The 8000-nt window shown below is 61.9% G+C and carries 6 protein-coding genes and 1 pseudogene; 2 read left to right on the plus strand and 5 right to left on the minus strand.

What is annotated here, in order from left to right:
- From AC0L16_RS28595 to AC0L16_RS28605, 3 genes and pseudogenes are all read right to left on the minus strand, one after another.
- Positions 1 to 478: pseudogene (locus tag AC0L16_RS28595) on the minus strand (hypothetical protein); the annotation flags it as partial.
- 22 nt (positions 479 to 500) lie between these two features.
- Complete coding sequence (locus AC0L16_RS28600; RefSeq protein WP_473624718.1) at positions 501 to 2504, minus strand: type I secretion protein; 2004 nt, start codon at positions 2502 to 2504, stop codon at positions 501 to 503.
- Between the two features lie 147 nt (positions 2505 to 2651).
- Positions 2652 to 4736, minus strand: a complete 2085-nt coding sequence (locus AC0L16_RS28605) for a hypothetical protein (RefSeq protein WP_473624711.1) — start codon at positions 4734 to 4736, stop codon at positions 2652 to 2654.
- Between the two features lie 662 nt (positions 4737 to 5398).
- Here AC0L16_RS28605 and AC0L16_RS28610 point away from each other — a divergent pair.
- Complete coding sequence (locus AC0L16_RS28610; protein WP_473624712.1) at positions 5399 to 6115, plus strand: helix-turn-helix transcriptional regulator; 717 nt, start codon at positions 5399 to 5401, stop codon at positions 6113 to 6115.
- An 8-nt stretch (positions 6116 to 6123) separates the two neighbouring features.
- Positions 6124 to 6606 carry a hypothetical protein gene (locus AC0L16_RS28615; RefSeq protein ID WP_027156248.1) on the plus strand — a complete coding sequence of 161 codons (483 nt, stop codon included), beginning with the start codon at positions 6124 to 6126 and terminating at the stop codon, positions 6604 to 6606.
- A gap of 194 nt (positions 6607 to 6800) precedes the next feature.
- On the opposite strand, the gene AC0L16_RS28620 is transcribed toward AC0L16_RS28615, so the two are convergent.
- Positions 6801 to 7280: a transglutaminase-like cysteine peptidase gene (locus AC0L16_RS28620; protein WP_473624719.1), complete on the minus strand. Its 480-nt coding sequence runs from the start codon at positions 7278 to 7280 to the stop codon at positions 6801 to 6803.
- Positions 7281 to 7601: 321 nt separating this feature from the next.
- Positions 7602 to 8000: hypothetical protein (locus AC0L16_RS28625; RefSeq protein ID WP_473624714.1), on the minus strand; the 399-nt coding region annotated here is incomplete at its 5' end.

Raw genomic sequence — 8000 nt, forward strand, 5'->3', positions numbered from 1 at the left:
CCGGCTCGGAGATCCGAGGCCTCAGTAGCCGGATGGGGTCGGGCCTTCTGATGATGTCTGCCGCTGGAGCAGTGGGCGTGCCCGGCGGCGGAGCCGAAGGCGCTTTTGCTTGCGGAGAGGGTGGTTGCACCTCGCGTTGCCGAGCGCGGCTATCACCAGGTAAAGGCGCGGTGGAAGGGCGCGCTTCTTCGGTGACCCTGGCTTGTTCGGTGACCCTGGCTGGCGTCGCGTCGCGAAGCGATGGTGGCGTTTCGGCTGGCCGGGCGTCCACTAGGCGCCGCAATTCGGCAACGACATCGTCCAGTTCTTCCACCGAACGATCGACCGCCTTGCTCTGACGAAACAAAGACTGTGAGATCGGCTCGGCGGCCCCGATAGACGCCTCGCTTCGCGCGACTGCTTCGCCGCCGTCATCCGGCCGATCCCATTCTGGTTCCTGGGCGAAAGCGCGCCCGGTTTGATCGTGATCTTCGGTCATTGCTGCCACCCCGGTTCGAAAATCACGCGAGAACGCTTTGCATCGGATCGGAATAGGTCTGCTCAGGCACGAGTGAGGGATACGCCACGTTTTGAGAGGCTTCCGGCGCCAGCATATCGTCATCGAGGAAAGCGACCGCTTCATTCACCAGCACGTCGGGATTCTGGCCGCCAAGATCGGGGCCAGTGGAAATCAGCTCCGCCTGGATGAGGATCTCGTCCGAATAGATGCCGCCGCCTACATAGGTCTTGCCGGTGGAATCCACGTCGGCAATGTAGGCATAATTGACCAGCGAGTTGGTTCCCGTCGAAATTGTCCAGTCCGCCTCCGGATGCCCCAGTGCATTCATGGCCAGCGCCACCTGATCGCTGTCACCAAGAATGGTGGTCTGTTTGATGTATTGCAGATTGAGGATGTCGCCGGAGATGTAGAGCACCCGAATCGCCCCGATGCCCGCGAATGGGCCGTCGCCAAGTATGTCGGAAAGGTCACCCTTGCCGTTCTGCAGGCTTTCACACGCCTTGCGATAAGCTTCAGACATCGCCTCGAAGCGATCGGCGGCGCCGTAATTGACGATGTTGGCCTGGTTCCAAAGCAGATTGTCACTGGTGGAGGCCGCGCCTTCGCCGGTTGTCTGGAAACCATCGACCGCGCCGATCAGGTCGTTGTCCAGGAGCACGTTCAACTGATGGATGATGTTGGCGTCATAAATGTTTCCGCCGACGACGATCAGGTCGTAATTGAAGCCCAGTTCGTCCAGCGAAATCTCGTTAGCCGCCGTGTTGGCGCCGGCTGTCACCAGCGTCTTGACTCCCGATGACGACAGGACGGAAACGTCATTGTCGGTCATGAAGGTGTATTGCTGGATCCAGTTCATGATGAGCAGGTCGCCTTCGACCTCGGTGACAACCCAGTGCTTGGGAAAGTCACCCTGCTTTGCCTGCGACGCCGCAGCTTCCGCCGACGGATCGATGCGCTTGAACATCGCGATATTGAAGCCTTGGGTCGGATCGGTGGCGTTCAGGCCCCAACCGTTGATGGAGGAACTGACGAGGTCGCTGTCGCACGAGACATTGATCTGAATGATCGCGTTGAGCTCGACATGGTCGCCCACCACCGCGCAAACCGGCGACTGCAGCCAATTGTTGGCCATCGACACGCTGTTGACGAGGAGATTGCCGCCGGCTTCCAGCTCGACCGAAACATCGATGTCGATGCTTCCGGACCCAGGCGTGTAGGAGGGTTGCTCGGGCTCTTCTTCGTCGTCCTCTTCCTCATCGGCTCGACGGTGCTTCTCCGGGAGGTGATCGTCGAGCTTGGGCGCTTCGTCCACGGACTGCCCATTGACGTAAGTGCCTTCGATGACGTCAGCCTTGACGACGAAAACATCGGCTTCGCCATCCGTTTCCTCCGGATAGCCGTTGAGCCGTTCGCCGGCTGTCTTGATGACAGCCACTATCTCCTCGGACGAACCCGGCATTTCCAGATCGTCGATCGGCGACAGATCCGCCGCCGCGCCCAGTAAGGCCGTCATTTCGGCAGCATGGTCCGCTGCTGCGGGAGAGAATTTCAGGCCATGTCCGCCAGCGCCGACATAGTCGTTATCGGAGAGCCGAAGCTCCTGATTGATAAGGACCGCCACCGAGCCAGGGGGCTCGATATGGGGCAGGATCAGGCGTGAAGGCGCACTCCCCATCGGCGGCGCGTCCGGGTGGAACAGAAAACCTGGATAGGCGACGTCCGGCTGCGGGATCGCAGGGGTGTCTGGAGGGACGAATTGGAAATCCGACCAGGGTGTTGTCAGGACAAGTTTGGGTGCAACTGGCGAATACTCGATGGAGGGAACAAAATCCTCCAGATCGTATCCTGCGTCGACGTTGACTGTCTGACTGGCAAGCTCGGGCGTTTCTTCCTCGACCGCCTGGGCCGCCTTGAATTCGTCATAGGCCTTCCTGAGACGGGCTTGCTCCAGCGTGATTTCAAAGAGTCCCACAAAGTGGCTGATCGCCTCGGTGATCTTGTCCATATACACGGAAGTTTCCTCCGGTTTTCGAGATCATCCGCGCCCTTGCCGGGTCGCGCTTCTCTTCTCTGGTTGGGCAGACTGCGCGGGGTTTTCCCCCGCGCAGTCCCTTTTTTGCAGGTCTCGCCGCGGCGAGACCGGCCATGCCAGTTATGTCGCGTCGTCTTCCCCAACCAGCGAGCTGGTGAGGTTGCCGCCCACTACAGTCATGTCGACCGAGTGGCCTTGCAGGTTGGCGCCCATCACGATCTGCTGGTTGAAGCCGTTCATGTCGATGGTGCCATTGGCGTTGGCCTGGCTTATGGCTTCAATGTGCTGGTCGTGGCCGATATTCGACCCCCAGCTGCCGCCGCCGCCGCCATCGCCAGCCGCGCCGCCGGTCGCAGTCGCTGCGCCGCCGTTGCCGCCAGCGCCGCCCGTGGCGTCGCCGCTCCAGGCATAGCCACCGTCCGCTCCGTCAGCCCAAGCGCCGCTGAGAGCAACCGCGCCCGTTCCACCGGTCGCCGTCGAAGCGCCGCCAGTCGCATCGCCGCCAGTCGCGTCGCCGGCCGTGGCCGCACCGCTGGCGGCTGCGCCACCGGTGTTGACGTTGCTCGCGAAGCCGCTGCCGGCTCCGCCGCTGCCGGCTCCGCCGGTTGCGTCGCCGCTCGTTCCAGCCCCACCCGCGCCGCTGGTCGCACCGCCGCCGGCGCCGCCGACGCCAGAGCCAGTGCCAGCGCCAGTGCCAGTGCCAGAGCCAGCGCCGCCGGTCGAGCCTGCGCCGCCGCCAGTCGAACTTGCAGCGCCGCCATCGACATCGGCGAAGTTGCCGGCAACCGCGCCGCCACCACCGCCACCGCCGCCACCGCCGCCGCCACCACCGGTGTCACCGGCATCGGTGTCGCCATTCGCGGCGATCGGGATAGCTACGGCGATGTTGTCATCGCTTTTGTTCCCACCCCAAGAGGGATCGTTGTCGCTGCCAGCTTCGGCATCGTCCATCAGCGCCAGGGCGACAGGTACCGCGGTCGAGTTGCCGCCGTTGCCGCCATTGCCGCCGGACCCGCCGTCGCCGCCCTTGGCGTCGGCAAAGCCAAGCGCGCCAGCGTCGCCGCCCTTGGCGTCGGCATCGCCGCCGTCGGCCTTGGAGTCGCCGCCGACGCCGACGCCCAGGCCGAGGCCCAGGCCGAGCCCGACGCCGTCGCCGCCTTCGCCGCCCTTGGCGTCGCCGCTGTAGCCGCCCTTGGCGTCGCCGCTGTCGCCGTAGCCGCCCTTGCCGTCACCGCCGAGGCCTGCGCCGACAGCCACGCCGGTCGCGTCGCCGCCCTTGGCGTCGCCGCTAACCGCGATCGGCACGGCGTCGCCGCCATAAGCGTCGCCGCCGTCGGACTTGGCGTCCGCGGAGCCGACGACAATCGGCACGCTCACGGCCACACCGCCGCCCTTGGCGTCGCCAGCCTTGGCGTTGCCGGTATCGGCATCGCCGCCCTTGGCGCCGAAGCCACCCAAAGCGACCGAATCGCCAGCATGGCCGCCGTCGCCGCCGGCATCGATGCCTTCGTCGGACTTGGCGTAACCACCCTTGGCGTCGCCCTTGTTGCCGAAGTAGCCGTTATTCTGGACCGTCGCGCTGCCGAGATAGTCGTTGTCCTTCATGTCGCCGGTCTGGTTGATGATGGTGGCGCTGTGGCCATTGCCAGCCCCGGCAAACGCGCCGTTCAGGACGTCCGAGAAGCTGACGTCATCGCCCGGATCGAAGCTGATGTCGCCGTCGCGGCTGAACATCATGACGCCGCCGAGGCCGACATTCACGTCGTCGAGGTCAATGAAATCGTCGTCCTGCTTTCCGTCGGACGACGCGCTGGCGCTAACATTGGCGTTAACATTGGTGTTAACGTTGTTGGTGTTGGTATTGGTGTTGCTGTTGTTGCTGCTGTTGCTGCTCGAATTGCTGTTGTTATTGCCGTTATTGTTGGTGTTGTTGCTGGTCGAATTGGCCGTAGCGTCGCCAATGCCGATACCAGCTCCGACACCCACACCTACGCCGACGCCGACACCGGTGGCGTCAGCGTCGCTCTTGGCGTCAGCGTCGGATTTGGCATCGGCCTTGGCGTCGGCGCTGGCGTCGCTCTTGGCGTCGGCGCTGGCGTCGCTCTTGGCGTCGCCACCTCCGATATCGATTGTGGTGTCGTCATCGGAGACATCGCCGATGAACTGCCAACCGGTGTTGGAGTTATTGCTGTTGCGAGTAGTCATTGTCGTTCCCTCGGTTAGAGGCCGCGACAACCGAACCACATTCAATCTAACGTGGTCTTGGGCTGCTCGCGGCCGTTAAGTTTTCATGTGGTTGGTTTTGGATCGCCTGCGCCTAGGGGACTAAGGCCGGAGATCCGGTCATCGTCTGTTTGTGCGGCGTCACCTCCCTTTGACGGGGGAGCGAGGCAGCCAGATTGCGCACGAGTTACCGCCTGCGCCGCCCAACGGTGCGGTCGCTCGCTGCTCTCGTGAATCTCTGGATGTTCCCCAAACTCCCAATACGGAACATTGGAAGTCTGTGACCGTCAGCCGTAAATTGTAAGCTGATAGTTGGAGCTAGCCCGTTTGGGACGATCTGCTCGCCATGAAGGGTTTAATCCTGGGCGGAAAACCAGGTCGGCAGCAATCGTGAATGGCGGACGGTTGCGCGCCGCGCCGCTGCCAGCACAGGGTTACCTAGCAATTGCCTAGCTCGTCAGGACTATATTTTTTCGCCTAGTTTTGAGTTAGGAAGTCGTTAACGTGTGTCGTCCGGGTTAGGGGTTCCCGGCCTTTAGTGCTTGTTAGTAGACAGGTGGGCCATGAATGGGGTGGATGGGGTGGAGGCGAGCGGACGAGGTCGAGCTGATTCCGCCGATCGGGAATCCTGGGCCCGACGAACCTTGCTGTTCATCGCCCCTGACGACACGATCTCCGATAGCCTGGTGCATGCCGTCGAAAGGGAATTCCCGTGGATCGGGGCTGAGCGGGTTCGCGACCTGTCCGCCACCTGGACTGCGTTCGATCCTTCGGTTTCCCTCATTCTGATCGATGCGGTGTTTCTGAGCGAGATCGATTCCTGTTCCGCCCAGCTGGCCCGCTTCCACCCGGCAGCCATGACCGCTGTGATGCAGGACGATGGCAGGAGGCGGCTTTTCCCCGATGAGGTCTTTGCGTCGCGAGTGGTGCGCGGCGTGCTCCCCATGAACCTGAAGCTGGATGTGTGGCTTTCCGTGATCAGGCTCATGCTGCGCGGAGGCGAATATTTTCCCTTAGCCATGTTTCAGTCGTACCTGAACAACGGCATGCCCCATAGCGAGGCGAAGGAGTCGAAGCCCGCCATCAAACGGCAAGCCGCACTCGAGGAGTCTGGCCAACTGACATGTCGGGAGAGTCAGATCCTGGAAATGGCGTCGCAGGGACTGCAGAATAAAACCATAGCCGCCGCACTTCGCCTTTCCGAACACACCGTCAAAATTCACATGCACAACATCATCAACAAGCTGGGCGCCCACAACAGGACTGAAGCCGCAGCCCTTTTTCATGCCCGACGGGTTGCGGCCGCTGGAATGGTTGGCAGTCCCAGTACGGATCGCCCGGTGATCTCAACTCTCACGTGAGCAGGTCGATGCCACGCTTCCAGGAGATTTTACTGCTTGTTGGTCAATTGAACTACACATGGACCAACACGGAAAGCTTGCTGATCTACCTGATTGCCGGTCTGGCGAAAGTAGACAAGGAGACTGCGATCGTCATTTTCCTGACGCTGAACACCACGCGTGCACGGATCGAGTTGGTCGAGCGGCTGGCGAAGATGGCGGGAACACCGGTTGAATGCCGACGCCAGGTTCTGGAGATCGCCAGTCAGCTTACCCGGCAGGGAAAGCTGCGCAACAAATACAGCCACTGCATCTATTCGTTCGACGAAACGGGAACGCACGCGAGCACGCAACTCATGCGCATCTTCGACAGCAAGGATGCAATCAAATATGGGAAGATCGAAGAGCTCGACGATTCCGAGATGAAGCGGATCAGCGCCTCCATCCAGGCGATAAGCGCAATCAACAAGGATATTTGGCGGGTCGTTGAAAGCAATTCCTTTCCGCATTGAATCGCTTGTCCGGTGATGCCGCGCATCGAGGTCGACGTAGGCGGCGAGTCGGGTCCGGGCCGCCGCTGCCCGGACGACATCATCGCGCAGAGCAGGTGAGGTCGCGGCCAACCGTCGGACTGAGGACGCCAGATCGAAGATAGATCCGGTTTACGCCGCGGCGAAATCGATGCGGGGCGATCTAGGCACGGGTGTCAGGTTCTTATCCGCGTCCATTTGCCGTTTTCGGACTGGGACTGCCGAGCAAAATAACGGTACGACGTCCGTGACCAATTCCTGATTGCGCCCGTTCTGTTATCCAGCACCAGATCGCCCTGGTTCGTCCGCACCGTCAGGACCGTATGACCAGCGCCGCCAAGCGTCGCAACGGTCAGCAACAGGGCGGATGCGGGCCAGCCGCGTTTCAACAACTCGGCTTTCTTGAGGATGGCGAAATCCTCGCAATCGCCTTCGGCGGTCGGCAAGCCCCAGACGTCGGCTCGGCCTGCGGAGTCTCTGTCGCCTCTCTCCCTGATGCGGCGATTGACCGAGCTGTTCACGCTCGCAAGTTCCGCTTCCAAACTCGGCGTGAGCTCGACCGCTTTGACCTTGCCGCGGGTGCTGCAGAGCGCCGGATCGCTGGCGCAGAATTTGTAGAAGGCGGCCGGTGCAAAGGCGTAGCCTTGCGTGGCCATCTTCGTTGCTGTTCCGGTGGTTTGATTGCTGCAGCCGGCCAGCAAAATGGCCGCCGCGAAAAGCGTCGCTGAACGAATCACTTAGTGTCCCCTTTGGTGGGCCGCCATAATCTTGAAGGGGTCTGGTAAATCAACCCTGAGAATCGCAATTGCGCAGGAACAAATTGTTTGGCATACTTAATAAAGTGTTACCGATGGTCGGTAACATTGACCCTTTCGCGCAACCAAAGGGGACGGGAGCGCCTTTTTTCCCTCAAAAGGAGGAAGAAAATGCACCTGTACCCAGGCGTCTCAAGCACGATTCTAAGAATACTGCTCCTTTCATCCGCCGCCTTCACGGTGGCAATGATCACACCGGCAACCGCGCAGCAGAGTCCACGTCCGCGGCTTGCGGCCGCACAGTGCCAACCTCTTACTGAAGCCAATTTCGCGCTTTGCTGTATTGCAGCCAACCGCACCAGCATTCTTTCCGCCGAACAGATCGACATGTGCCCGCCGATTACCACGGCCCTTGTCGCCGCCGCCTTGAACGATGGCGGTGACGGTGATGGCGACGGCGACGGTGATGGCGACGGCGACGGTGATGGCGACGGCGACGGCGACGGTGATGGCGACGGCGACGGCGACGGTGACGGCGACGGTGATGGCGACGGCGATGGCGATGGCGACGGCGACGGCGACGGCGGTGGCGGCGGCGGTGGCGGCGGTGGCGGCGGCGGC

The sequence above is a fragment of the Mesorhizobium sp. WSM4848 genome, from assembly GCF_055811375.1.